The 25,762-nt window shown below is 53.5% G+C and carries 20 protein-coding genes, 2 tRNA genes and 1 other RNA gene; 11 read left to right on the top strand and 12 right to left on the bottom strand.

Going from position 1 to position 25,762, the window contains the following annotated elements:
* Positions 1–75 precede the first annotated feature (75 nt).
* Both EPE01S_RS04905 and ppsR read right to left on the bottom strand, forming a co-directional pair.
* The gene (locus EPE01S_RS04905) at positions 76–1,122 is read right to left on the bottom strand and encodes a 3-deoxy-7-phosphoheptulonate synthase (protein ID WP_062743486.1); all 1,047 of its coding nucleotides are present in this window, start codon (positions 1,120–1,122) and stop codon (positions 76–78) included.
* 146 nt (positions 1,123–1,268) lie between these two features.
* Positions 1,269–2,102 (bottom strand): posphoenolpyruvate synthetase regulatory kinase/phosphorylase PpsR, encoded by an 834-nt coding sequence (ppsR, locus tag EPE01S_RS04900; protein WP_062743485.1) that lies wholly within the window; start codon positions 2,100–2,102, stop codon positions 1,269–1,271.
* Between the two features lie 475 nt (positions 2,103–2,577).
* Here ppsR and ppsA point away from each other — a divergent pair, with 475 nt between their 5' ends.
* A complete protein-coding gene (gene ppsA, locus EPE01S_RS04895; protein ID WP_062743484.1) occupies positions 2,578–4,956 on the top strand; it encodes a phosphoenolpyruvate synthase in 2,379 nt (792 codons plus the stop codon).
* A 78-nt stretch (positions 4,957–5,034) separates the two neighbouring features.
* On the opposite strand, the gene rprA is transcribed toward ppsA, so the two are convergent.
* Positions 5,035–5,136, bottom strand: an RNA gene (rprA, locus tag EPE01S_RS04890) — antisense sRNA RprA.
* A gap of 264 nt (positions 5,137–5,400) precedes the next feature.
* Positions 5,401–6,525, bottom strand: a complete 1,125-nt coding sequence (gene ydiK, locus EPE01S_RS04885) for an AI-2E family transporter YdiK (protein ID WP_062743483.1) — start codon at positions 6,523–6,525, stop codon at positions 5,401–5,403.
* A 241-nt stretch (positions 6,526–6,766) separates the two neighbouring features.
* Between ydiK and ydiJ the strand changes: the two genes are divergently transcribed.
* Positions 6,767–9,820: a D-2-hydroxyglutarate dehydrogenase YdiJ gene (gene ydiJ, locus EPE01S_RS04880; RefSeq protein WP_062743482.1), complete on the top strand. Its 3,054-nt coding sequence runs from the start codon at positions 6,767–6,769 to the stop codon at positions 9,818–9,820.
* Positions 9,820–10,233 carry a hotdog fold thioesterase gene (locus EPE01S_RS04875; protein WP_062743481.1) on the top strand — a complete coding sequence of 138 codons (414 nt, stop codon included), beginning with the start codon at positions 9,820–9,822 and terminating at the stop codon, positions 10,231–10,233. The genes ydiJ and EPE01S_RS04875 overlap by 1 nt, the downstream gene beginning before the upstream one ends.
* Positions 10,234–10,296: 63 nt before the next feature.
* Here the strand turns inward: EPE01S_RS04875 and EPE01S_RS04870 are convergent, their stop codons facing one another.
* A complete protein-coding gene (locus tag EPE01S_RS04870) occupies positions 10,297–10,701 on the bottom strand; it encodes a hypothetical protein (RefSeq protein WP_062743480.1) in 405 nt (134 codons plus the stop codon).
* Between the two features lie 390 nt (positions 10,702–11,091).
* Here EPE01S_RS04870 and sufA point away from each other — a divergent pair, with 390 nt between their 5' ends.
* The 7 genes from sufA to EPE01S_RS04835 all read left to right on the top strand — a co-directional run bounded on the left by sufA (position 11,092) and on the right by EPE01S_RS04835 (position 17,839).
* Complete coding sequence (gene sufA / locus EPE01S_RS04865) at positions 11,092–11,466, top strand: Fe-S cluster assembly scaffold SufA (protein WP_062743479.1); 375 nt, start codon at positions 11,092–11,094, stop codon at positions 11,464–11,466.
* A 5-nt stretch (positions 11,467–11,471) separates the two neighbouring features.
* The gene (gene sufB, locus EPE01S_RS04860; RefSeq protein ID WP_062743478.1) at positions 11,472–12,965 is read left to right on the top strand and encodes a Fe-S cluster assembly protein SufB; all 1,494 of its coding nucleotides are present in this window, start codon (positions 11,472–11,474) and stop codon (positions 12,963–12,965) included.
* Between the two features lie 50 nt (positions 12,966–13,015).
* A complete protein-coding gene (gene sufC / locus EPE01S_RS04855) occupies positions 13,016–13,762 on the top strand; it encodes a Fe-S cluster assembly ATPase SufC (protein WP_062743477.1) in 747 nt (248 codons plus the stop codon).
* A complete protein-coding gene (gene sufD, locus EPE01S_RS04850; protein WP_062743476.1) occupies positions 13,737–15,017 on the top strand; it encodes a Fe-S cluster assembly protein SufD in 1,281 nt (426 codons plus the stop codon). Before sufC ends, sufD begins: the two co-directional genes overlap by 26 nt.
* Entirely contained in the window at positions 15,014–16,234 is a 1,221-nt protein-coding gene (gene sufS, locus EPE01S_RS04845; RefSeq protein WP_062743475.1) for a cysteine desulfurase SufS, read from the top strand. Before sufD ends, sufS begins: the two co-directional genes overlap by 4 nt.
* Before the next feature lie 105 nt (positions 16,235–16,339).
* On the top strand, positions 16,340–16,762 hold the full coding sequence (gene sufE, locus EPE01S_RS04840) for a cysteine desulfuration protein SufE (RefSeq protein WP_062743474.1): 423 nt from the start codon (positions 16,340–16,342) through the stop codon (positions 16,760–16,762).
* A 72-nt stretch (positions 16,763–16,834) separates the two neighbouring features.
* Positions 16,835–17,839, top strand: coding sequence for a L,D-transpeptidase family protein (locus EPE01S_RS04835; protein WP_062743473.1), 1,005 nt, complete (start codon positions 16,835–16,837; stop codon positions 17,837–17,839).
* A gap of 125 nt (positions 17,840–17,964) precedes the next feature.
* On the opposite strand, the gene EPE01S_RS04830 is transcribed toward EPE01S_RS04835, so the two are convergent.
* The 5 genes from EPE01S_RS04830 to EPE01S_RS04810 form a co-directional block, all read right to left on the bottom strand.
* Positions 17,965–18,201, bottom strand: a complete 237-nt coding sequence (locus tag EPE01S_RS04830; RefSeq protein ID WP_034895178.1) for a major outer membrane lipoprotein — start codon at positions 18,199–18,201, stop codon at positions 17,965–17,967.
* Between the two features lie 305 nt (positions 18,202–18,506).
* Positions 18,507–19,919: a pyruvate kinase PykF gene (gene pykF, locus EPE01S_RS04825; RefSeq protein ID WP_062743472.1), complete on the bottom strand. Its 1,413-nt coding sequence runs from the start codon at positions 19,917–19,919 to the stop codon at positions 18,507–18,509.
* Between the two features lie 387 nt (positions 19,920–20,306).
* Positions 20,307–20,383: transfer RNA gene (locus tag EPE01S_RS04820), tRNA-Val, on the bottom strand.
* A gap of 50 nt (positions 20,384–20,433) precedes the next feature.
* A tRNA-Val gene (locus EPE01S_RS04815) sits at positions 20,434–20,510 on the bottom strand.
* A 147-nt stretch (positions 20,511–20,657) separates the two neighbouring features.
* A complete protein-coding gene (locus EPE01S_RS04810) occupies positions 20,658–22,031 on the bottom strand; it encodes an MATE family efflux transporter (protein WP_062743471.1) in 1,374 nt (457 codons plus the stop codon).
* A gap of 283 nt (positions 22,032–22,314) precedes the next feature.
* Between EPE01S_RS04810 and EPE01S_RS04805 the strand changes: the two genes are divergently transcribed.
* Positions 22,315–22,980 (top strand): riboflavin synthase, encoded by a 666-nt coding sequence (locus tag EPE01S_RS04805; RefSeq protein ID WP_062743470.1) that lies wholly within the window; start codon positions 22,315–22,317, stop codon positions 22,978–22,980.
* 45 nt (positions 22,981–23,025) lie between these two features.
* On the opposite strand, the gene cfa is transcribed toward EPE01S_RS04805, so the two are convergent.
* Positions 23,026–24,174 carry a cyclopropane fatty acyl phospholipid synthase gene (gene cfa / locus EPE01S_RS04800; protein ID WP_062743469.1) on the bottom strand — a complete coding sequence of 383 codons (1,149 nt, stop codon included), beginning with the start codon at positions 24,172–24,174 and terminating at the stop codon, positions 23,026–23,028.
* Positions 24,175–24,503: 329 nt separating this feature from the next.
* Complete coding sequence (gene punC / locus EPE01S_RS04795; protein WP_062743468.1) at positions 24,504–25,697, bottom strand: purine nucleoside transporter PunC; 1,194 nt, start codon at positions 25,695–25,697, stop codon at positions 24,504–24,506.
* Between the last annotated feature and the right edge of the window lie 65 nt (positions 25,698–25,762).

Genomic DNA, 25,762 nt, shown 5'->3' with positions numbered 1-25,762 from the left:
ACGTTGAGGAAACAGTTTGCGCAAAAGGGGGGATGAAGCGGAAAAAGCCGACCCGCAAGGGGCCGGCTCAGGCAATCAGAAGCGGCTGTCGACAGCGTCTGCCAACTGCTGCAGGACACTGGCCGTGTCGTCCCAGCCCAGACAGGGGTCGGTAATCGACTGGCCATAGACCAGCGGAGTGTCGCGGATCACTTTCTGCGTCCCTTCCTGCAGAAAACTTTCGATCATCACACCGGCAATGGCCGTCGATCCGCTGCGGATCTGCTGTGCGATGCTGTCGGATACTGCTTTTTGCAGGCGGTGCTGTTTAAGACAGTTGCCGTGGCTGAAATCGACCACCAGTTGCTCAGGCAGGTGAAATTCACGCAGATGGGCGACGGCATCCGCAATATCCTGCGCATGGTAATTGGGGGTTTTACCACCACGCATGATGATATGCCCGGACGGATTCCCGCTGGTCTGATAAATGGTCATCTGACCGTGCTTATCCGGCGACAGAAACATATGGCTGACGCGCGCTGCCCGGATAGCATCGACGGCAATGCGTGTATTGCCATCGGTACCGTTTTTAAAACCGACCGGACAGGAGAGGGCGGAGGCCATTTCGCGATGGATCTGGCTTTCCGTGGTGCGGGCACCAATGGCTCCCCAGCTAATCAGATCGGCAATAAACTGCCCGATCACCATATCCAGAAACTCGGTGGCAGTGGGCATGCCCAGCGCATTAATATCCAGCAGTAGCTTTCTCGCCACTGCCAGCCCGTGATTGAGCCTGAAGCTGCCGTCCAGGTCAGGGTCGGAAATCAATCCCTTCCAGCCCACCACCGTGCGCGGTTTTTCGAAATAGGCACGCATAACGATTTCCAGACGGGAATGATACTTATCCCGCAGGGCATTAAGACGCTCTGCATACTCCAGTGCGGCGGCAGGATCGTGAAGCGAGCAGGGGCCAACCACCACCAGCAGGCGCTTATCTTCACCGTTCAGGATGCGGGAGATCTTTTGACGTGATGTGGTGACGTTCTCGACGATGGCTGGCGTGATCGGCAGGCGATCCTGCAGTTCAGCAGGCGTCACCAGGCTGTCGATGCGCGCGGTCCGCAGTTCATCTGTTTTGTTCATGGCGGTCTCTAAAATTTGTCTTCGCAACGGCAGGAATACCGGGAAGTAATGGCGTTCACCTTAAACCAAACCGCGATGATTTCAACCGCAAAACAGCAGGGTTATCGCATTTCCGGCGCCAGTGAGCCGCGCCGGAGGTGGGAAAATCAGTACATACGTCTTGTAAGACCCATGATATCGAGGATTTTAGTGGCGATCTCCTCAACCGAATAATTGGTACTGTTAAGGTAACGGATCTGATGGGTGCGGAACAGGGCTTCCACTTCCCCCACCTCAAGCCGGCACTGGCGCATTGATGCATACCGGGTGTTTTCTGCCCTTTCCTGGCGAATAGCCGCAAGGCGTTCCGGATCAATGGTCAGTCCGAACAGTTTATTCTGGAAGGGCTTAAGCGCCGGGGGAAGCTTCAGGTTATCCATATCGTCAGCGATAAAGGGATAATTCGCCGCGCGGATGCCGAACTGCATTGCCAGGTAGAGGCTGGTCGGAGTTTTGCCACAGCGCGATACGCCTAACAGGATCACCTGAGCCGCTTCCAGCCCGCGTAACGAGATCCCGTCGTCGTGCGCCAGGGTATAGTCAATGGCGGCAATACGGGCATCGTACTTGCCGAGATTTCCGGCCGTCAGTCCGTGCGTACGGTTAGCGATAGGATCCGGTTCAACCCCGAGTTCCTGCTGGAGTGGGGCCACCAGAGACTGAACAATATCCTGGCAGAAGCCATCGCTCTCTAAGATGATGTCGCGGATTTCTGGCGTGACAATCGAAATAAATACCAGTGGCCGCACGCCACTCTGCTGATACAGCGCATTGATTTGTGCTTTCACGGCCTGAGCACGCTGCACATTTTCGACAAAAGGCAGGGTGACGCTCTGGGTAGCAACAGGAAACTGAGACAGTACGGCATGGCCCAGCACCTCGGCCGTAATCGCCGTGCCGTCGGAAATATAAAAAACACTGCGTTCAGCGTTCACGTCCATTTTCTCTCCGCTTACGAGGGGGCATAGCAGACTAAATTAATCTGCATCAATAAAGCAAATCGTGATTTCGCCTGCAAAATAAAACAAAAAAACCATTAACTAATGATATGAACTTTTTATTTTTATAAAATAAGACGAATCGCAGATTGTGACTTAAAATGAAATCACGTTTCTGTTTACTATTCATCTTTACCGCCCTTTCATTTTAAAACATTCGCGCAGGGAATCCTTTTTTGTTGCGCAAGTTATATTAACCCGACGATAATGATTTTATCGTATCTACTTGAAAATTAAGGGTGGTTAATCATCTTCTATGTTGCGCAACGCGGTTTTTAAGGCGGAGTATTCTTAAAAAATAAATTTAGCCGTTGCTTGAACGATTCAACACTTTATCAATCCTGCCTATATGTGCGAGTCTCAGAAAGCAATGCTGTGTCCCTAATATTCTTAATTAAATCTTACAAGGATTGCTTCAATGTCCAATAAAGGCGAATTGCCGCTTGTGCTCTGGTATAACCAGCTTGGCATGAACGATGTAGATCGGGTGGGGGGGAAAAATGCCTCTCTGGGTGAAATGATTACTAACTTGTCGTCACTGGGCGTTTCCGTGCCTAACGGCTTTGCGACAACCTCAGAAGCGTTCAACCTGTTTCTCGATCAAAGCGGCGTCAACCAGCGTATCTATGCGCTGCTGGATAAGACCAATATTGATGATGTTGATGAACTGGCAAAAGCGGGTAAACAGATCCGTCAGTGGATAGTCGAAACGCCATTCACGCCTGAGCTGGAAAAAGCGATTCACGAAGCCTATAACCAGCTCTCTGCTGATGATGCCGAGGCGTCGTTCGCGGTTCGCTCTTCTGCCACGGCCGAAGATATGCCCGATGCTTCCTTCGCCGGACAGCAGGAGACCTTCCTGAATGTTCAGGGGTATGATGCAGTGCTGGTGGCGGTGAAGCATGTCTATGCCTCGTTATTTAACGATCGTGCCATCTCTTATCGCGTCCATCAGGGCTATGACCATCGCGGCGTAGCGCTCTCCGCCGGGGTTCAGCGGATGGTGCGTTCTGACCTCGCCTCCTCTGGCGTGATGTTCACCATTGATACCGAGTCAGGGTTCGACCAGGTGGTCTTTATCACCTCTGCGCTGGGGTTAGGAGAAATGGTGGTGCAGGGGGCTGTAAACCCGGATGAATTTTATGTGCATAAGCCGACTCTGGCCGCAGGCCGTCCGGCGATCGTGCGTCGTAACATGGGATCGAAAAAAATCCGCATGGTTTACGCCGATTCCAGGGAACATGGTGAGCAGGTCAGAATTGAAGATGTGCCTGAAGCCGATCGTGACAGATTCTCCCTGACTGACAGCGAAGTAGAAGCGCTGGCGGCACAGGCGGTGCAGATTGAAAAACACTATCAGCGGCCGATGGATATTGAGTGGGCTAAAGACGGGCATACCGGAAAACTGTTTATCGTGCAGGCGCGCCCGGAGACGGTCCGTTCTAACGGGTCGGTGATGGAGCGTTACACGCTGCAGGGTAAAGGCAGTGTAGTGGTCGAAGGACGCGCTATTGGCCATCGTATCGGTGCCGGTGAGGTGAAAGTTATTCACGATATCAGCGAAATGAACCGCATTGAAAAAGGGGATGTGCTGGTCACCGACATGACCGATCCGGACTGGGAACCGATCATGAAAAAGGCTTCTGCCATTGTCACCAATCGTGGGGGACGTACCTGCCATGCTGCCATTATCGCGCGCGAGCTGGGTATTCCGGCGGTGGTAGGCTGTGGGAATGCTACCGATATCCTGAAAGACGGGCATCAGGTGACGGTTTCCTGTGCCGAAGGGGACACCGGTTACGTTTACAATGAAATGCTCGACTTTGAGGTCAAAAGTTCGCAGGTAGACGAAATGCCGTCGTTGCCGCTGAAGATCATGATGAACGTCGGCAACCCTGACCGTGCTTTTGACTTTGCCTGTTTGCCCAATGAGGGCGTGGGGCTGGCGCGTCTGGAGTTCATCATTAACCGTATGATCGGGGTGCATCCGAAAGCACTACTGGAGTTCGATAAGCAGACCCCGGAACTGCAGCAGCAGATCCGTTCGTTGATGAAAGGTTTTGATGACCCTGTGGAATTTTACGTGGGCCGACTGACGGAAGGGATCGCCACTCTGGGTGCGGCTTTTGCCCCTAAGCGTGTGATTGTGCGTCTGTCTGATTTCAAAACTAACGAATATGCTAACCTGGTGGGCGGCGAGCACTACGAGCCTGAAGAGGAGAACCCGATGCTGGGCTTCCGCGGGGCCGGGCGCTATGTGGCCGACAGCTTCCGCGACTGTTTCGCGCTGGAGTGTGCAGCGGTGAAGCGGGTACGTAATGAGATGGGGCTGACCAACGTTGAGATCATGGTGCCGTTTGTCCGCACCGTGGCTCAGGCGAAGGCAGTCGTTGAAGAGCTGGAACGTCAGGGGCTCAAGCGCGGTGAAAACGGGCTGAAAATCATCATGATGTGCGAAATCCCGTCAAACGCTCTGCTGGCGGAAGCGTTCCTGCACTATTTTGATGGTTTCTCCATCGGCTCAAATGATATGACTCAGCTGACGCTGGGCCTTGACCGCGACTCCGGCGTGGTTTCAGAACTGTTCGACGAGCGTAATGATGCGGTGAAAGCACTGCTGTCGATGGCGATCCGCGCCGCGAAGAAGCAGGGCAAGTACGTAGGTATTTGCGGGCAGGGCCCATCCGATCACGAGGATTTTGCCGCATGGCTGATGGAGGAGGGGATTGACAGTCTGTCCCTGAACCCGGATACCGTCGTGCAAACCTGGTTGAGTCTGGCAGAACTGAAAAAGTAAGCTGCAACGCTGTCAGAAAACGCGATCTTCTCTTACAGACGTCCTCTCAGGGGGCGTCTTTTTTTTGACAAATTTCAGGCAAAAAAAAGCCCATCACAGGGGATGGGCAAAGACTACACACAGCAATTCTTTACTCAGGGGAATACTTTGTTCAGAAACCGTTGGTCTGGTTTCAAACTTGATAGCCATACTATGCAACCGCGTTCCTGACGTCTTTAAGAATCATCTCATTAGTTTAAAACTCATAATACTTTTTCACGCAGAAGGGGATTTTTAACGACGGAAGGCGAACAAAACATCAGCAATGAAGCGAAGTGTAGCCTTGAAAGGCTAAAAACAGCGGTTTAGTGATAAATTCTACTAATAGGAATCCGATGTTCAGAAAAAGAAATATTCCAGATATTAATGTTTGCAGCCGGAAAACCGGCTGCAAACGACAGGAAACTATGGCTTAGAATGGTACGATTCGGCTTCAATTTCCGCCAGTTCTTCCACGACTGCCAGGGGATCCTCATCGGGGGCGGGCGCTTCATGCACCCAGACGGAAACCAGACGGTAAGACACAGCCAGTACCACCGGCCCGATAAACAATCCAATCATGCCAAAAGCGATTAAACCCCCGATGACACCAGAGAGGATCAGGATCAGCGGCAGGTCTGCCCCCATACGGATCAGCATCGGCCGCAACACGTTGTCTAGCGTGCCAACGACGCAGCTCCAGACCAGCAGTACGGTGCCCCAGGTGGTGTCGCCACTCCAGTACAACCAGATAATGGCCGGAACCAGGACAATCAAGGGGCCTAACTGAACCAGGCAGGAAAGAATCATCAGTACCGTCAGGATGGCGGCATAAGGAATACCGGAGATGGCGAGACCAATCCCCCCCAGGACACCCTGAACCAACGCCGTGACCACCACTCCGAGAGCGACAGCACGAATCGCCTGTCCCGCCAGTAACACGGCAGCGTCACCCCGACGTGACGCCAGACGAAAAGCGAAGTGGCGGATGCCGTGACCGACCTGTTCACCGCGCCAGTACAGCAGCACACTGAACAGCAACATCAGGCCGATATGCATCATAAAACGGCCAAAATGACCGGCCTGGGCGAAGAAGAATCCGGTTGTGCGGCCTATATAAGGCTGTATCTGTGCAATCAGCGCCGAGCCCCCTCCCGCCACCAGGTTGTGGTAAGCCGAATAGAGTTTTCTGCCTACCAGCGGGGTGCTTCTCAGCCAGTGTAACTCCGGCATCTGTACGTGACCGGAACTGAGCCAGGCAAAAAGCGGAGCACTGTTCTCTATCAGGCTGTTGACCAGCAGGGCGACAGGGATAATAAACACCAGAATCAGCAGCAGGGTCATCACCAGTACCGCCAGTCCGCGGCGGCCCCAGAGCCAGCCCTGAATTTTAATCATCAGGGGCCAGGTGGCGATCACCACCATGCTGGCCCAGGCAAATCCCAGAATAAAGGGTTGTACAACCCAGAAACACGCCACGATCGTCAGGCTGATAAACAGCAGTAAAAACACGATTTGCGGTAGATCCCAACCAGTTTGCGGGTTCTTCATCGACTAATAATGACCTCAGGTAAAATACGATTTCACGCTTAAAAGCAGCGCAGACGCTTTGATTCGGCTGACCCTGACGTTTTCATCATGACGCATGAAACGCTTTGGTGACAGAGACAACAGGTTATTCTTTTGCTTCGTTTTTTGAAATAACGGCAGGTCATAAAAAAATGTGATAAAACGGATAACTGCGCAGTATAAGCAACGCAAACGATTCACCTAACATTTTGGTCACCCGATAATGATCCCACAGATTTCCCAGGCGCCGGGTCTCGTTCCGCTGGTGCTGAGTTTTTTGGATGCCTTAAAACAGGATGGTTTTACTGGCGATACGGCGACAAGCTATGCTGACCGTCTGATCATGTCCACCGACAACAGCATCTATCAGCTGCTGCCGGACGCGGTCATTTTTCCCCGCTCCACTGCTGACGTGGCGCTGATTGCGCGCCTGGCCGCGGAGACCCGCTTCGCCTCGCTGGTTTTCGCACCGCGCGGCGGCGGCACCGGCACCAATGGCCAGTCTCTGAACCAGGGCATTGTGGTGGATATGTCACGCCATATGAAGCGGATTCTGGAGATTAATGTTGAAGAGGGCTGGGTGAGGGTTGAAGCTGGCGTGATCAAAGATCAGCTCAATGCTTACCTCAAGCCTTTCGGCTATTTTTTCTCGCCCGAACTGTCTACCAGTAACCGTGCCACCCTGGGGGGGATGATCAACACCGATGCATCCGGTCAGGGGTCGCTGGTCTATGGTAAGACCTCTGATCATGTGCTGGGGCTGAAAGCGGTCCTGCTGGGTGGGGAGGTGCTGGATACCTGCGCGATACCGGTCAGTGAAGCAGAAAAACGGGCAGAGCAGCCGGGTAAAGAGGGTCAGATTTATCGCGTCGTGCTGGACCGTTGCCGTCTGCAGCGCGACCTGATTATCGAAAAATTTCCCAAACTTAACCGTTTCCTCACCGGCTACGATCTGCGCCATGTCCTGAGCGATGATCTGCAGCAGGTCGATCTGACGCGCATTTTGTGCGGTGCCGAAGGGACGCTGGCGTTTATCGCTGAAGCCACGCTGGATATCACCCCGATACCGAAAGTACGGCGGCTGGTGAATATCAAATATGACTCCTTTGATTCAGCGCTGCGCAATGCCCCCTTCATGGTGGCAGCCAATGCCCTGTCGGTCGAAACTGTGGACTCAAAGGTGTTGAACCTGGCGCGGGAAGATATCGTCTGGCATTCCGTCAGCGAGCTGATCACAGATATCCCTGATAAAGAGATGCTCGGCCTGAATATGGTTGAGTTTGCTGGGAACGATAAAACGCTGATCGACAGTCAGGTGGATGCGCTGTGCCAGCGTCTGGACGCCCTGATGGTGCAGCAGGAGGGTGGGGTCATCGGTTACCAGCTTTGTAACGATGTCGCCGGAATTGAACGTATCTATGGCATGCGTAAAAAAGCGGTGGGCCTGCTGGGTAACGCCAAAGGGCGTGCCAAGCCGATTCCCTTTGTTGAAGACACCTGTGTACCGCCGCAGAACCTCGCTGACTATATTGTGGAATTCCGCGCACTACTCGACGGACATAACCTGAGCTACGGCATGTTCGGCCACGTCGACGCCGGCGTGCTGCACGTGCGTCCGGCGCTGGACATGTGTGACCCGCAGCAGGAGAGGCTGATGAAGCAGATCTCCGATGAGGTGGTGGCACTGACGGCACGCTACGGTGGCCTGCTGTGGGGGGAGCATGGTAAAGGTTTCCGTGCTGAATACAGCCCGTCGTTCTTCGGCGATGCGCTTTACGGCGAACTTCGCCGTATTAAGGCTGCTTTCGACCCGGCTAACCGGCTTAATCCTGGCAAAATCTGTGCGCCCCTTGGGGTTGAAGACCCGATGCTGAAAGTCGATGCAGACAAACGCGGAACCTGGGATCGCCAGATCCCGGTTAACGTTCGCACCGACTGGCGGGGGGCGATGGAGTGTAACGGCAATGGTTTGTGCTTTAACTTTGACGTGAAAAGCCCCATGTGTCCGTCGATGAAAATCACCAGTAACCGGATGCACTCGCCAAAAGGACGTGCCACGCTCACGCGTGAATGGTTGCGCCTGCTGGCAGAGCAGGGCGTCGATCCGCAGGTGCTGGAGCAGCAACTGCCGTCGAAAGGGATCAGCCTGCGTGGGATGATCCAGCGAACCCGCAACAGCTGGCAGGCAAAACGCGGCCAGTATGATTTTTCACATGAGGTCAAAGAGGCGATGTCGGGCTGTCTGGCGTGTAAAGCCTGTTCGACACAGTGCCCGATTAAAATTGATGTTCCGGGCTTCCGCTCACGCTTCCTGCAGTTGTACCACACCCGTTATTTGCGACCCGCCAGCGATTACCTTGTCGCAACAGTAGAAAGTTATGCACCGCTGATGGCGAAGGCGCCGAAAACCTTTAACTTCTTCCTGCGTCAGCCGTGGGTGAAATCGCTCAGTCAGCGGCATATCGGTATGGTTGACCTGCCGCTGCTATCGTCTCCGACGCTGAAGCAGCAGCTGGCGGGGCACCGTGCGCTGGGCACCACGCTGGACGATCTGGAACTGATGAGTGCGGAACAGCGCGCGCAGTGCGTGCTGGTGGTGCAGGATCCCTTTACCAGTTACTACGAAGCCCAGCTGATTGCAGACTTTGTCCGGCTGATTGAAAAGCTGGGCTATACGGCGGTGGTACTGCCGTTCTCACCCAACGGAAAAGCACAGCATATTAAGGGCTTCCTGCAGCAGTTTGCCCGCACGGCGCGGAAGACCTCAGAATTCCTCAACCGCGTGGCCAGACTGGGTATTCCGCTGGTGGGCGTCGATCCGGCGCTGGTGTTGTGCTATCGCGATGAATACCAGCAGGTGCTGGGCGAAAAACGTGGTGATTTCCATGTTCAGCTGGTTCATGAGTGGTTGCAGACGGTTGTGTCCGTCCGAACGCCGTCGCCGGCAGAAGGGGAGGCCTGGTATCTGTTTGGTCACTGTACGGAAGTGACCGCACTGCCCGGGTCGGTCAAACAGTGGGAAACTATCTTTGCCCGCTTCGGTGCAACACTTGAAAACATCAGCGTGGGGTGCTGCGGCATGGCCGGAACCTACGGGCACGAAGCCAAAAATCTTGATAATTCGCTGGGAATTTATGCTCTGTCCTGGCAGCAGGCATTACAAAAACTGCCCCGTCAGCGCTGTCTGTCGACAGGCTATTCCTGCCGAAGTCAGGTGAAGCGTGTTGAAGGGAGCGGGATACGCCATCCTCTGCAGGCACTACTGGAGATCATCTGATGTCTATCTGGCAACGTCAGGCAACGCTTGAACAGCTTAATCAGGGCAGTAAAGAAACCCTGGTTGAGCATATCGGCATATGTTTTACCGTACTGGCGGAAGACAGGATTGAGGCGGTGATGCCGGTTGACCGGCGCACGAAGCAGCCGTTTGGCCTGCTGCACGGCGGCGCCTCGGTGGTACTGGCAGAAACTCTGGGCTCGATGGCAGGCTACCTCTGTACCGCAGGCGAACAGCAGGTGGTCGGGCTGGAAATTAATGCTAATCATCTGCGTGCCGCCCGGGAAGGAGAAGTGCGTGGGGTCTGTCGGGCGGTGCACATTGGCCGGCGGCATCAGGTGTGGCAAATAGAAATTTTCGATGATCAGAACCGCCTGTGCTGTACGTCCCGTCTCACTACTGCGGTAATCTGAGCGATAACCCTGTTTTTTACGGGGTTTTTCGTATCCGTAGCACGCGGTATAATCCCCTCAGGATCACATAATCCACGACGCGTGCTTAACGAATTCGCTTTGCAACACGGTGGCTTTATCCCATTCGCCGTTCATTGCCAGTTGATGACATAAGCGACTGAGGGAATGGCGCGCCAGTTGCCAGGCCTGCATCCGGTACAGCCGTTCGCGGGAGGTGTTGCTCAACTCAACAATCAGACGTTGATGAAGTTTACCCAGAGCGTGCAGATAACTCTGATCGTCGCCGTTTAACTGGCAGAGCTCGGCCATATCCAGGCAGGTGTCATTGAACTTACGCAGTTGTTCAATAGAACATTCAGGCCGGTTTAATTTGGCCTGAGCCATATAGAAATCGACGGTGATATCACGGACGGAAAACTTATATTCATCAATTTTATGTTGCAGCCATGCACTCATCGACAGATTCATGACGGGTTCCACTCGCGCTAATGATAATCATTATCATATTATAACTGCGTTAATATTCAATCACTGAGAGGGAATTTTTATCGATACATGCCACCTCTCAGAAAAATTGGTGATACCGATAAATGCGGCATGAGAAAAAGCTAAAATTACAGAACGTATGATTTAGTTGCAGATAACAAAATATAAACATTTTGTTTTCAACCGTTTATCTTTTCATGTCGGGCTGCTTTTCGCCAACGCGCAATCTGTTTTACAGGGTCTAAACTTAGAAAAGCGTCTCTAAAATGGACCTGAAGCCTTTATCCCTGCAAAACAAGAGGTTGAAGTGGTTCAGGTTATCACTAACATAGGGACACTAGCCCGAAGGGCTATCGTATCGTGAGGTAAATTATGCAATCAGCAAATCCTGCCACTTTTTCTCCAGAGGACTTTATCTGGAAAGGGCTGACGCTCACTGACAGCGCAGCAAAACAAATCATCAGCCTGGCTGCAGGTGACCCGGAGATTAAGGGCCTGAAGCTGGGAGTGAAGACTTCCGGCTGTGCCGGCTTTGGTTACACCATGGATATGGCGAAAGAATCAGCGGCGGATGATTTGGTGTTCAGCCATAACGGCGCGGTATTAATCGTGCCCCTCCAGGCGATGCCCTACATCGACGGCACGGAAGTTGATTTCGTGCGCGAAGGCCTGAATCAGATTTTCAAATTTAATAACCCTAAAGCTCAACACGCCTGCGGCTGTGGTGAGAGCTTTGGCGTTGAGTGAACTTTATGCCTAGTAATACTGACACATCTGATGATGTACAGGTTTGGGAAGGCAGCCCTCAGAACTATAAAGAGGGCTTCTTTACCCAACTGCAAACCGAAGAATTTGAGCACGGCATCAACGAAGATGTGGTGCGCGCCATTTCGGCCAAACGTAACGAACCTCAGTGGATGCTCGACTTCCGCCTGAAGGCATTTGCCGCGTGGCTTGAAATGGAAGAACCACACTGGCTGAAGGCGAACTACAAAAAGCTCGATTATCAGGATTACAGCTACTATTCCGCCCCATCCTGCGGTAACTGTGATGACAGTTGCGCTTCTGAGCCGGGTGCCACGCAGGCTTCTGGCACCGACGCGCCGAACTATCTGACCCAGGAAGTGGAAGACGCCTTCAAACAGCTGGGTGTACCGGTACGCGAAGGGCAGGAAGTGGCTGTTGATGCCATTTTTGACTCGGTGTCAGTGTCCACCACTTACCGCGATAAGCTGGCGAAAGAGGGCATTATCTTCTGCTCCTTCGGCGAGGCTATTCACGAACATCCGGAGCTGGTGCAACAGTATCTGGGCACGGTTGTGCCGGCAAACGACAACTTCTTTGCGGCGCTGAACTCTGCCGTCGCATCGGACGGCACCTTCGTTTATATCCCAAAAGGCGTGCGCTGCCCGATGGAGCTGTCGACCTACTTCCGCATCAATGCGGCGAAGACCGGCCAGTTCGAGCGTACCATCCTGATCGCCGATGAAGGAAGCTACGTCAGCTACATCGAAGGCTGTTCCGCACCCGTGCGTGACACCTACCAGCTTCATGCGGCGGTAGTGGAAGTGATCATCCACAAAGATGCTGAAGTGAAATACTCTACGGTGCAGAACTGGTTCTCAGGCGGTGATTCAGAAGGCGGTATTCTCAACTTCGTGACGAAACGCGCGCTGTGCGAAGGCGAGAACAGCAAGATGTCATGGACCCAGTCTGAAACCGGTTCAGCGATTACCTGGAAATACCCCAGCGTCATCCTGCGCGGTGATAACTCCATTGGTGAGTTCTTCTCCGTGGCGCTGACCAGCGGCCGTCAGCAGGCAGATACCGGCACCAAGATGATCCACATTGGTAAAAACACCAAGTCGACCATTATCTCGAAAGGGATCTCTGCCGGCACCAGCCAGAACACCTATCGTGGTCTGGTCAAAATCATGCCAACTGCCACCAACGCCCGTAACTTTACCCAGTGTGATTCCATGCTGATTGGCGCTGAATGTGGGGCACATACTTTCCCGTATGTGGAAGTGCGCAACAACACTGCGCAGCTGGAGCATGAAGCGACGACATCGCGTATTGGTGAAGATCAGCTGTTCTACTGCCTGCAGCGCGGGATCAGTGAAGACGATGCCATTTCCATGATCGTTAATGGTTTCTGCAAGGATGTCTTCTCAGAGCTGCCGCTGGAATTCGCCGTGGAAGCGCAGAAACTGCTGGCCATCAGCCTTGAACATAGCGTGGGTTAACCCACGCAAAGAATTGACATGGTGCCGGAATGCACTGCGAAGGAAACATTATGTTAAGCATCAAAGATTTACAGGTAAGCGTTGAAGACAAAGCTATCCTGCGTGGATTGAATCTGGAGATCAAGCCCGGAGAAGTGCATGCCATCATGGGGCCAAACGGTTCAGGGAAAAGTACCCTTTCTGCCACACTGGCAGGGCGTGAAGATTATGAAGTGACCGGCGGTAGCGTTGAGTTCAAAGGCAAAGACCTGCTGGAACTGTCCCCGGAAGATCGTGCCGGTGAAGGCATCTTTATGGCTTTCCAGTATCCGGTTGAGATCCCAGGGGTCAGCAACCAGTTTTTCCTGCAAACGTCGGTGAATGCGGTGCGTAAATACCGTGAGCAGGAAGCGCTGGACCGCTTTGATTTCCAGGACTTTATCGAAGATAAAATCCAGATGCTGAAAATGCCTGAAGATCTGCTGACCCGCTCCGTCAACGTCGGTTTCTCCGGCGGTGAGAAAAAGCGTAATGATATTCTGCAGATGGCCGCCCTGGAGCCGGATCTGTGTATCCTCGATGAGACGGATTCGGGTCTGGATATTGATGCCCTGAAAATTGTGGCCAACGGCGTGAATAATCTGCGCGATGGCAAACGTTCATTCATCATCGTCACGCACTACCAGCGTATTCTTGACTACATCAAGCCGGACTTTGTCCACGTGCTGTATCAGGGCAAAATTGTGAAATCAGGTGATTTCTCACTGGTTAAACAGTTAGAGGAGCAAGGCTATGGCTGGCTTACCGACCAAGAGTGATAATGCACTGCAGCAGTGGCATCACCTGTTTGAAACACGGGGTGACAGCCGTTCGCTGCAGGCCCAACAGCACTGGCAGCAGCTGCTGCGCTTAGGTCTGCCGACGCGCAAGCAGGAAAACTGGAAGTACACGCCGCTGGATACCCTGTTGGGTCAGCAGTTTGTCCTGCCGCAGCCTGCGGTTCTTGACCGTGCCGCGATCGACAATCTTGCACTGGCCATTGATGCCGTACGTCTGGTGTTCGTCGATGGCCGCTTTGTGTCTTCACTGAGCGACACCGATCACGATCTGTTCAGTATTCAGGTCACGCAGGCTGCAGAACGTCGCGAACTGAGTGCCCCTATTCAGCCCGAGGTTTTCCTGCACCTGACGGAAAGTCTGGCGGAAGAAGTGACGACCATCCAGCTGCCGCGTGGCAAAGCCGCCGCGCGCCCACTGTACCTGCTGCATATCAGCAGTGGCAGTGCGACCGGCGAGATGAATACCTCTCACTATCGTCATCATCTGCAACTGGATGAAGCGGCGGAAGCCACGGTGATTGAGCATTACCTCACCCTGAATGGCGCCACGCACTTTACCGGGGCACGCTTCACGGCGGACGTCGGGAATAACGCCGCGCTGACCCATTACAATCTCTGTTTTGAAGATCAGAGCAGCTACCACTTTTCACACAATGACCTGACGCTGGGTCGGGATGTGCGTGTTCAGAGCCACAGCTTCCTGCTGGGTGCGGGTCTGACCCGCCACAATACCAGCAGCGTGCTGGAAGGCGAGGGCAGCGATCTGGTGATTAACAGCCTGATGCTTCCGCTGGATAAAGAAGTCTGCGACAGCCGCACTTATCTTGAGCACAACAAAGGTTACTGTCAGAGTCGTCAGCGGCATAAAACCATTGTCCGCGATCGCGCCCGTGCGGTGTTTAACGGTCATATCAAAGTCGCGAAATATGCCCTGAAGACCGATGGTCAGATGAGCAATAACAACCTGTTGCTGGGACGTCTGGCGGAAGTGGATACGAAGCCACAGCTGGAAATCTACGCAGATGACGTGAAGTGCGGTCACGGTGCAACCATCGGTCGTATCGATGAAGAGCAGATGTTCTATCTGCGCTCACGCGGTATTGACGAAGCGGCCGCGCAGCGAATGATTATTTATGCGTTTGCAGCAGAGTTAACCGAAGCTATTACCGATGAAACGCTGAAAGAAGCCGTAATGCAGCGTATTGCACAGCGTTTCCCAGGAGGCCTGCAATGACATTTGACCTGGCCCGCGTTCGGGCGGAGTTCCCGCTGCTGGCGCGTGAGGTCAACGGGCAACCGCTGGCCTACCTCGACAGTGCGGCCAGCGCGCAAAAGCCACAGGCGGTCATTGACGCAGAAAGTCGTTTCTATGAGCACGGTTATGCGGCCGTACACCGTGGGATCCATACGCTGAGTGCGGAAGCCACCACAGAAATGGAAAATGTGCGCATTCAGGCTGCCCATTTCATCAATGCCGCCTCCGCTGAAGAGATTGTTTTCGTCAAAGGCACCACTGAGGCGATAAACCTGGTCGCCAACAGCTGGGGCGGCAGTCAGCTGCAGCCGGGCGATAACATCATCATCACGGAGATGGAGCATCATGCCAATATCGTACCGTGGCAGATGGTGGCGCAGCGTACCGGGGCAGAGGTGCGTTTTATTCCGCTGACCGACGACGGTGAGCTGGATCTCGCTCAGTTGCCAGCGCTGATCGACAGCCGGACCCGTCTGCTGGCCGTCACCCACGTTTCCAACGTGCTGGGGACGGAAAATCCGGTTAAGGCGCTGGTGGCACAGGCGAAAGCTGCGGGCGTCATCACCTTGATCGACGGTGCTCAGGCTGTCATGCATCACACCGTTGATGTGCAGGACCTGGACTGTGATTTCTATGTCTTCTCCGGGCACAAGCTTTACGGGCCCACCGGTATCGGCATCCTTTACGGCCGCAAGGCGTTACTGGATAACATGCCACCCTGGGAAGGCGGCGGCGCGATGATCTCCACCGTCAGCCTTACAGAAGGTACTACCTATGCTGCGGCACCGTGGCGCTTTGAGGCTGGCTCACCCAATACCGGTGCCATTGTCGGGCTGGGCGCAGCTATCCAATGGATCAGCGAGCTTGGTCTGGATGTGATTGCAGAGCGTGAGCAGCAGCTGATGCGCTATGCGCTGGACAAGCTGGCAGCCGTACCGGATATGGTGATTTACGGGCCGCAGCAGCGCGCAGGGGTTATTGCGTTCAATCTGGGTAAGCACCATGCGTTTGATGTGGGCAGCTTCCTTGACCAATATGGCATCGCCATTCGTACCGGTCACCACTGCGCAATGCCGCTGATGCATCGATATCAGGTGCCGGCCATGTGTCGGGCCTCGTTTGTTCTGTATAATAGTGAAGAAGAGGTTGATCGCCTGGCGGCTGGCCTCACCCGTATTCACCGTTTGCTGGGCTGACGCTGACCGCGTTTTAAGCAATACAGCCCTGAGGGCGAGGCTTGCCTCGCCCTTGTCACATTTCAGGCAATGTCGTCTCAGAAACAGATTCATAGTGAGGAAGCAATGGCAACTCTGCCAGACAAAGACAAACTGGTACGTAACTTTAATCGTTGCGCTAATCAGGAAGAGAAGTATCTGTACATTATTGAGCTTGGCGCACGCCTGGACGATGCCGGTGGCGCGTTACAGCAGCCGGAAAACATCATTCCAGGCTGTCAGAGCCAGGTATGGATTGTCGTCGGCACTGATGATGAGAACCGGATCACCCTGCAGGGCGACAGCGATGCCGCGCTGGTGAAAGGGCTGATTGCCATCGTCTTTGCGCTTTACCAAAATATGACGCCGCAGGAGATTGTTGATTTCGACGTGCGTCCCTGGTTTGCCGATCTCTCTCTGACGCAACAGCTGACCCCCTCGCGTTCGCAGGGTCTGGAAGCGATGATACGTGCTATACGTAAGAAAGCGCTGATTCTCATCCAGGCGTGAGTTGCTACACTTCCCGGTAAGTACCCCGCTGCGCTAAGGTGGGGTGTTATTCACTCAAACCGAGAAATGTGCATGAAACTTTTTTACCGCATAGCCGGGATTTCTGTTCTTACTTTTCTTGCCGGAATGCAGGCTGCCAGTGCAACCGAGTATCCCCTTCCCCCCGATAACAGCCGCCTGATTGGCGAAAATACCACCTGGGTTGTCCCTAATGATGGCAACCCGCTGGAGGCTGTGGCGGTAAAGTATCAGGTGGGCCTGTTGGGACTACTTGAAGCCAACCCTGGCACGGATCCCTGGCTACCGAAGGCAGGCACGCAACTGACCATCCCAACCCAGATGCTGCTGCCTGATACTAAGCGCGAAGGGATTGTGGTCAACGTGGCCGAGTTGCGGCTCTATTACTATCCGAAAGGCGAGAACAAGGTGATTGTCTATCCTATCGGTATTGGTCAGCTTGGTGCCAACACCCCGGCGATGGTCACCAGCATCAGCCAGAAAATCCCGAATCCCACCTGGACGCCCACACCCAATATTCGCAAGCGCTATGCCGCAGAGGGGAAAACCCTGCCGGGAACGGTGCCTGCCGGGCCGGATAACCCAATGGGACTGTATGCGCTGCGCCTGGCCTACGGTCAGCAGCATTATCTGATCCACGGTACTAACGCTGATTTCGGTATCGGCATGCGCGTCAGCTCGGGCTGCATACGCCTGCGGCCGGATGATATTGAGGCGCTGTTCAACAGCGTGCCCAAAGGCACCCGCGTACAAATCATCAATCAGCCGATCAAGTATGCGGTCGAACCGGACGGCAAGCGCTATCTGGAAGTTCATCAGCCCTTATCCCACAGTGAAAAGGATGACCCACAAACCCTGCCGATTGCGCTGACTGCTGCTGCGAAGAAGTTTATCCGCAGTGATAAGAGTGACCATGCGGTGATTAAAGCGGCGATTGAACGGCGCTCGGGAATGCCGGTGCTGGTTAACGAAGGGGAAAAGGTGGTGCAGGATGGGGCAGTGCCCGCCAGCGTGCTTCAGCAGTCCGCAGAGGCGGTGGAGAATAAACCTGCCTCCTAGCCTGTTTCAGGGTTCGGCGTCGCTGGAAGAGGGTTCTGGCGCGTTCAGGAAGGGGGTTAGCCCCTGAGTGGATTAAAGGCAAAAAAAATGGCGCACAATGTGCGCCATTTTTAAAACCAGAACTCTTACTTACGGTAAGAGTGAGCCTGGTTGTCCAGACGCTGGTTAGCGCGTGCTGCGTCATCTTTAGCAGCCTGAACGTCAGAACGGATTGCGTTCACGTCGTTGCTCAGCTGGTCAACTTTAGCGTTCAGAGTCTGCACGTCGGTAGACAGCTGATCGATTTTAGCGTTGCTTGAGCAGCCAGCCAGCATAGTTGAAGCCAGGATTACCGCGCCCAGTACCAGTTTAGTACGATTCATTATTAATACCCTCTAGATTAAGTTAATCTCCATGTAGCGTTACAAGTATTACACAAAGTATTTTCTAATGAGAATAATTTTTTGATGAGAACGTGCTTAAATTTGATCGTTCGCTCAAAGAAGCATCTTATTTCCGCTATTTTACAAAAAACGAAGCGAAAACAGGCGATTTTAATCAGCAGGTCAGTCACTTTTAGGGTGATTAAATCGTTAATTTCGATTGGACGCGATGTGATGAGGCGTGAAGCAAGTTGTAAAAAAAGCGCCACTCAGGGCGCTTTTTGACTACAAGGCGTAATCTTTAATTACAGAACATGCACTGAAGCGGTATTGGTGGTTCCACTTGGTACCAGCGCACCAGAAACCATGACCACCACATCGCCTTTCAGCGCGTAGCCGCTTGCTTCAGCCGCTTCTTTACCCAGACGGTAGAAATCGTCAGTGGAAGCAATCTCACTTACTACAGTGGTGATGATACCTTTGCTGAGCAGTAACTGACGTGCCGTCTGTTCGTTGGTCGTCAGCGCCAGAATGGTTGCGTTAGGGAAGTATTTGCGAATGGACTTCGCCGATTTGCCCCCTTCAGTCGCGACCACAATCAGTGGAGACTCCAGTTTTTCGGCCGTTTCTACCGCACCACGGCAGACTGCTTCGGTGATGCGCATTTTACGGTTGTCATGCTGGGAGTCGATACGGCTTTTCATCACACGGTCAGTACGCTCGCAGATGGTCGCCATGATGGTGACGGACTCCAGCGGGTATTTCCCTTTAGCGCTTTCACCCGAGAGCATCACCGCATCGGTTCCGTCCAGGATGGCGTTAGCAACGTCACCGGCTTCCGCACGGGTAGGGCGCGGGTTTTTGATCATGGAGTCAAGCATCTGGGTGGCGGTGATCACCACTTTGCGTGCACGGTTGCATTTCTTGATCATCATCTTCTGCGCGAAGATCACTTCTTCAACCGGGATCTCAACGCCGAGGTCACCACGAGCGACCATGATACCGTCTGAGGCATCAAGGATTTCGTCGAAGTTGTTCAGGCCTTCCTGGTTTTCGATTTTAGAGATGATCTGGATATGCTCACCGCCATGCGCTTTCAGGTGTTCACGGATTTCCAGCACGTCTGAACGCTTACGGATGAACGAGGCAGCGACAAAATCGACACCCTGCTCACAACCAAAGATCAGATCCAGTTTGTCTTTCTCAGCCAGCGCAGGCAGTTGGATTGACACCCCCGGCAGGTTAACGCCTTTATTCTCACCCAGGTCACCGTTATTCAGCACCTTACATACCACGGTGCTTTCAGTCACGTTGATCACTTCCATGCCGATGAGACCATCGTCAACCAGTACGGTATTACCGATTTTAAGGTCAGCAGCAAAGCCCGGGTAGGTTACCGCCACCGTATCGGCATTACCGATGATGGTCTGGTCGGTGGTGAAGGTAAAGGTCTGGCCCGCTTTCAGGGAGGCATCGTTACCGCCTTCCAGTTTCATGGTGCGGATCTCAGGGCCCTTAGTATCGAGCAGGATTGCCGCCTGATGGCCGCTTTTGCTCATCACTGAGCGCAGATTGGTAATGCGCTGGCCGTGTTCTTCATAATTCCCGTGGGAGAAGTTCAGACGCATCACATTCATGCCGGCATCAAGCAGGTTGGTCAGCATCTCTTCAGATTCGGTTTTTGGACCGATAGTACAAACGATTTTAGTCTTTTTCATGACGATTTATCTATTAAGTTGTGATGGATGATTAAAGATGTATCCCGGCGGTGGATCCACCGGAGGAGAAAATTGGTGTGTTGAGAATGGTGATACAGAGTAAGGATAGGTGACAGAATTAAAGCGTGCAGGGTAAGTGAAGACGCGGTTTCGGCGCAGGCGCAATAAAGTGTTGCGCAACAGGTACTCGTTTTAAAATGAGGGGCAACCATACGCTGAAACCATTCAAGTGAAACAACGTCCCGTATTATAGTCGCTAAGTGTTCGAAAACCAATTAAAAAGCGCGAAATAGCACGCAGGAATGATACGCATCAAGTTCGTTGCGCAAACTGCCGGGGGGGTAAGGTTAATCTTAAAGCCGGGGGGGAAGTCGCTGCCAGGGAGAGTGGTGCGTTCTAGAGGACTCGAACCTCCGACCCCCACCATGTCAAGGTGGTGCTCTAACCAACTGAGCTAAGAACGCGTTTCTTGATCTTTTACGCTGCCAGCCTGTTGGCTGCTTCAGCAACGTATTGGTGCGTCTGAATGGACTCGAACCATCGACCCCCACCATGTCAAGGTGGTGCTCTAACCAACTGAGCTACAGACGCACTGTGCTGTCTGGGTGACAGCGGGGACGAATATTAACGACACCGTGCGCGGCTGGCAAGGAGAAAAAATGATTTTTCCCTCTGATTGCTGCGCATCTGTGCGAAGCGCAGCAATTTTAATCAGCTTAGCGATAAAAACACCAAAAATTAACGTGCTGCGCGGGCCATAATAACGTCTGCGGACTGGCGTTGCAGGCGGCGCATACGCCATATCATCATGATGGCGGAAGAGGTCAGACCGATAATAAAGCCTGTCCAGAATCCGGCGGGCCCCATAGCCGGTACCACCCAGTCCGTCATTGCCAGCACATAGCCACTGGGTAAGCCAAGCACCCAGTAGGCAACAAAGGTGATGAAGAAGATCGACCGCGTGTCTTTATAGCCACGCAAGATACCGCTGCCAATCACCTGAATCGAGTCCGAGAACTGATAAATCGCCGCCAGGAACATCAGTTGCGCGGCCAGCGTGATCACCTCCGGGTTATCCGTATACAGCAGGGCGATCTCCTTGCGGAAGGTGACGGTGAACAGAGCGGTTAGGCAGGCCATGCCAATACCCACCGCCTGAGCGGTCCATGCCGCTACCCGGGCACCCTCAACCGACCCCTGACCCAGACGGAAACCGACGCGGATGGTCGTGGCCACGCCGAGAGACAGCGGCAGAACAAACATCAGGGAGCTGAAGTTCAGGGCGATCTGATGCCCGGCCACTTTCACAATCCCCATCGGGGACACCAGCAGAGCCACCACAGCAAACAGGGTCACTTCAAAGAACAGCGCCAGGGCAACTGGCAGACCCAGTCCGGCCAGGCGGCGCAGCGCTTTCCAGTCCGGCGGGCTGTAACGCACCGGCAGGTGAATATCGCGCATGGATTTGGCGCGATTAACCCAAGCCTTCATGGCAATAAACATCACCCAGTAAACTGATGCCGTTGCCACGCCGCAGCCAACCCCACCCAGAGCAGGCATGCCGAAATGACCATAAATAAAGATATAGTTGACCGGAATGTTGACCAGCAGACCAAGGAACCCCATGACCATCCCGGGCTTGGTTTTGGACAAACCTTCACACTGGTTACGTGCTACCTGGAAGAACAGATAGCCCGGCGCGCCCCACAGCAGAGCGTGAAGATAGCCAATAGCCTTCGCCGACAGCGCCGGGTCAACATTATGCATGGCGCCAATCAGGTATCCTGCGTTATACAGCACCACCATAATCAGTACGGACACCATACCCGCCAGCCAGTAAGCCTGACGGACCTGGTGGGCAATCCGTTCACGACGGCCAGAGCCGTTAAGCTGGGCGACGACCGGCGTCAGGGCAAGGATCAAACCGTGCCCAAAAAGAATGGAGGGTAACCAGATAGAGGTTCCCACTGCAACAGCGGCCATATCCGTGGCGCTAACGGCACCGGCCATTACTGTATCGACAAAACCCATGGACGTTTGCGCAACCTGCGCAAGGATGACCGGAATAGCCAGGGCTAATAACTGACGCGCCTCTGAGAGGTACTTCTGCACACATACACCTTTTTAATTTTTTCCGTCCCTGTTCACGCAGGCGAGTGACGGCGTAACGTCAGGACGGTAATGGTTTTATTCATGACTCTGCTTAAGAAAAATGGCTTTTAGCGATGATATCAGCAGGGCAGGCGCCCCAGTTTAGTGATAGCAGAGTAAATAGCCAATGTTCTGACAAAAGAATAGCTCTTTGTATCACGCAATTATGCGGTGCTTTATTTGGCTTTGCTACGATGCCAGGGCAAACTAAGGGCAGAAAAATACATTGATTGAGGCAACAGCTATGTTTACCGGTATTGTGCAGGGCACCGCAGAGGTGCTGGCAATTGACGAGAAACCTAATTTTCGTACCCATGTGATTAAAATGCCGGAAGCGTTATTGCCCGGGCTGGAACTGGGCGCGTCTGTTTCACATAACGGCTGCTGTCTGACCGTGACAGAAGTGGAGGGCGATCGCGTCAGTTTTGACCTGGTAAAAGAAACGCTGCGTATTACCAATCTGGGCGATCTTCAGGTGGGGGATACGGTGAATGTCGAGCGTGCAGCGAAATTCAGCGATGAGATCGGTGGGCACCTGATGTCAGGTCATATCATGACGACCGCCGAAATCAGTAAAATACTGACGTCTGAAAACAACCGTGAGATCTGGTTTAAGCCGCTGGATGCCAGCCAGATGAAATACATTCTGCATAAAGGGTTTATCGGCATTGATGGCATCAGCCTGACGGTCGGAGAAGTGACGCGGACAAAATTCTGTGTGCACCTGATCCCTGAAACACTGATGCGTACCACCCTGGGTAGCAAGCGACTGGGACATCGTGTCAATATTGAAATCGATCCCCACACCCAGGCGATTGTGGAAACCGTTGAGCGGGTGCTGGCACAGCGTGAGGCTTCATTACTGGCGGCCGCCGCCAGCGAGCTGCGGGATGAGAATCAACAGGATTAGCAAAGTAACAGGGCGACAAACGTCGCCCTGTCTTCACAGGCCGGTTTAACGAGCTACCCGTAATCCGCCCTGTTTACCGTGGGTAAAGACCACCTGCCAGAGCTGAATATCACGGGCGCGAAACGCACCGGCACAGGCATTCAGATAGTAAGTAAACATACGTTTAAAACGTTCGCCATATTTATCTGACAGTTCTGGCCACGCATCCAGAAAACGCTGATACCACTGCATCAGCGTCAGATCATAATCAGCGCCAATATTGTGCCAGTCTTCCATCACAAAAAACGGTTCACTTGCATCCGCAATATGGCGAACCGAAGGCAGACAACCGTTAGGGAAAATATATTTATCAATCCACGGGTCAACATTATTGTCCGTTTTATTCGCCCCGATGGTATGCAGCAGGAAAATACCGTCAGGTTTAAGATTGCGGTTGACGACATCAAAATAGGTGGCGTAATTCTTTGGACCGACGTGCTCAAACATGCCGACCGAGACAATACGATCAAACTGCTGGTTGAGATCGCGATAATCCTGCAGTTGAATCGTCACATCCAGACCTTCGCAGCGCGCCTGAGCCAGTTTTTGCTGTTCGGCTGAAATGGTCACCCCGACCACGCTGACGTTAAAGTGACGGGCAGCATACTCCGCCAGCCCGCCCCAGCCGCAGCCGATATCCAGCAGCAACATACCCGGTTCAAGTTGAAGCTTTTCGCAAATCATCTGCAGCTTCGCCTGCTGGGCTTCTTCCAGCGTGCTGGCCTGCTTCCAGTAGCCGCAGGAGTACTGCATATAGGGGTCGAGCATGCGGGTAAACAGATCGTTACCCAAATCGTAATGCTCTTTACCGACAATCCACGCGCGTTTGCGTGATTGCAGATTCGTCAGGCGGGCAGCCGCGACGCGAAGGGTGTCGCGAAAATGGTGGGGGAGTTGTTGATCGAGTTTTGCGGACAAAACGCGCTGGAAGAAAATATCCAGCCGGTCACATTCCCACCAGCCGTCCATGTAGCTCTCACCTAACCCCAGCGAACCTTCCTGCAAGACACGTTTAAAAAAGTCGGGGGTAGCGATACGGATATCCCATGAGCGGGTTCCGTTAATTTCGATATCTGCCTTACTCAACATTTCCTGGACGATGCGATACCACTGATTATCTTCCAGGTTCACTTCTTCTATGCACGATGAACTCATAGCTTCCCCATCACCCTGTGTGATTGAAACCTGAAAAAAAGAATCCTCTTTCCTGCAGGTTTGTGAGAGCACGTGTGGCTAATGCCACAGTCTGATATCCGACGTTAAAAGAGGCTTGATTTGAAATTAGCAGAGGTCGTAAAAATGTCACGCGGAAGAACACGTTGACGACCCTGTCAGTATCCAACAGCAGGCGATGACCAGAGGTCATCGCCTGCTTCGAAAATGTTGTGTATTTGTTGTTTTATAATGCGCCGTAAATTATAGGCGCAGGCCGGGGAATATTCAACGCATTATTGTTAGGGTGCTAACTAAATGTTATCTGAGGTTTAGTGGGGTTCTTCCGCCGTCTGCCAGGCCTGTTTTTGCTCTGCGCTTCGCTGGACAAGATAACCTGCGATGGCCAGGAAAATCGTGCCTGCCATGACCAGCGTGGTGGTATACAGAGCGGACCCAATCCACGTCGATACAATCAGGCTGGCCAGGAAGCAGAGACCCAACTGGAGCATGTTTTGCAGTGCTGCCGCTTTACCTGTTGCATGAGGGAAAGGCAGCAGGGCACTGGACACCACAATAGGATAGATAGCGCCATTCGCCATTGCCATTCCGCAGAAGGGCAGCAGCAGGGCAAACAGCGAAGGCTCAGGCTGTAACGCCACCAGATAAATAGCCGCAATGCTCAGGCTGTAAAACGCCAGCAGCCAGGGCAGTAACTGACGTCCGGCAAAGCGATTAAGCAGAGCGCGGCAGCTGAAACCTCCAATCAAAAACGCCACCGTTTGAGGCACGTAGCTCAGACCGATATCACCGGGGGAGAGGCCTAATTTACCCAGAATAAAGGGCGACCCGGTGAGCCAGGCAAAGAAGCTGGCGGAGCAGGCGGCATAAATCGCCACATTCCCACTGTAGAGGGGGGATTTCAGCAGGGTTAAAAAACCCGGAGCGGGCGTTTTCACCGTCTCTTTTTCAACGCGTGAAGGGGATGGCAGGCGGAGCGTCGGGATCAGCAGCATAACGCTTATCACCAGCAGCGCGACGAAAATAGCGCGCCAGGAAAAGTGCTGTAACAGCCAGGCGCCCAGCAAAGGGGCCAGCGCCGGAGACAGTGCCACCAGCGGCATAATGGTGGCAAAAACGCGATTGGCCTGCGCACCGCTGTAGCGGTCCACGACCAGCGCCTGCCAGCTGACGGCCGCCGCACACACGCCGACAGCCTGCACAAAACGCATAGCCAGCAGCCAGGGCGCTGATTCCACCCAGAGCATGGCGGCGCAACCAACGGCAAACAGGCTGAGCCCCATGACCAGCACGGGCTTACGACCGATGCGGTCAGAGAGCGGCCCCCAGACCAGCTGCGCACAGGCAAAACCGGCAAGGAAGATACTCAGGCTGGCGCTGATGGCGCCCGCTTCAGTGCCCAGATCCTGTTGCATCACGCCAAAAGCGGGGAGGTACATATCCGTGGCAAGAAAACCCAACATACTCAGTATGGCCAGATAAAACATAAATCCTTTGGAACGCATGATTTTTTAACTCTTATTAGACAATTTTTTTACGTGCGCAGTGTAATCCCGTGCCTGATGAGCTG

Origin of the sequence: Erwinia persicina NBRC 102418 (assembly GCF_001571305.1) — a bacterium.
In the GTDB taxonomy this organism is placed as follows: Bacteria; Pseudomonadota; Gammaproteobacteria; order Enterobacterales; family Enterobacteriaceae; genus Erwinia; species Erwinia persicina.
Note: the sequence above shows the minus strand (reverse complement) of the source record. Positions and strands in the feature narration are given on the sequence as shown.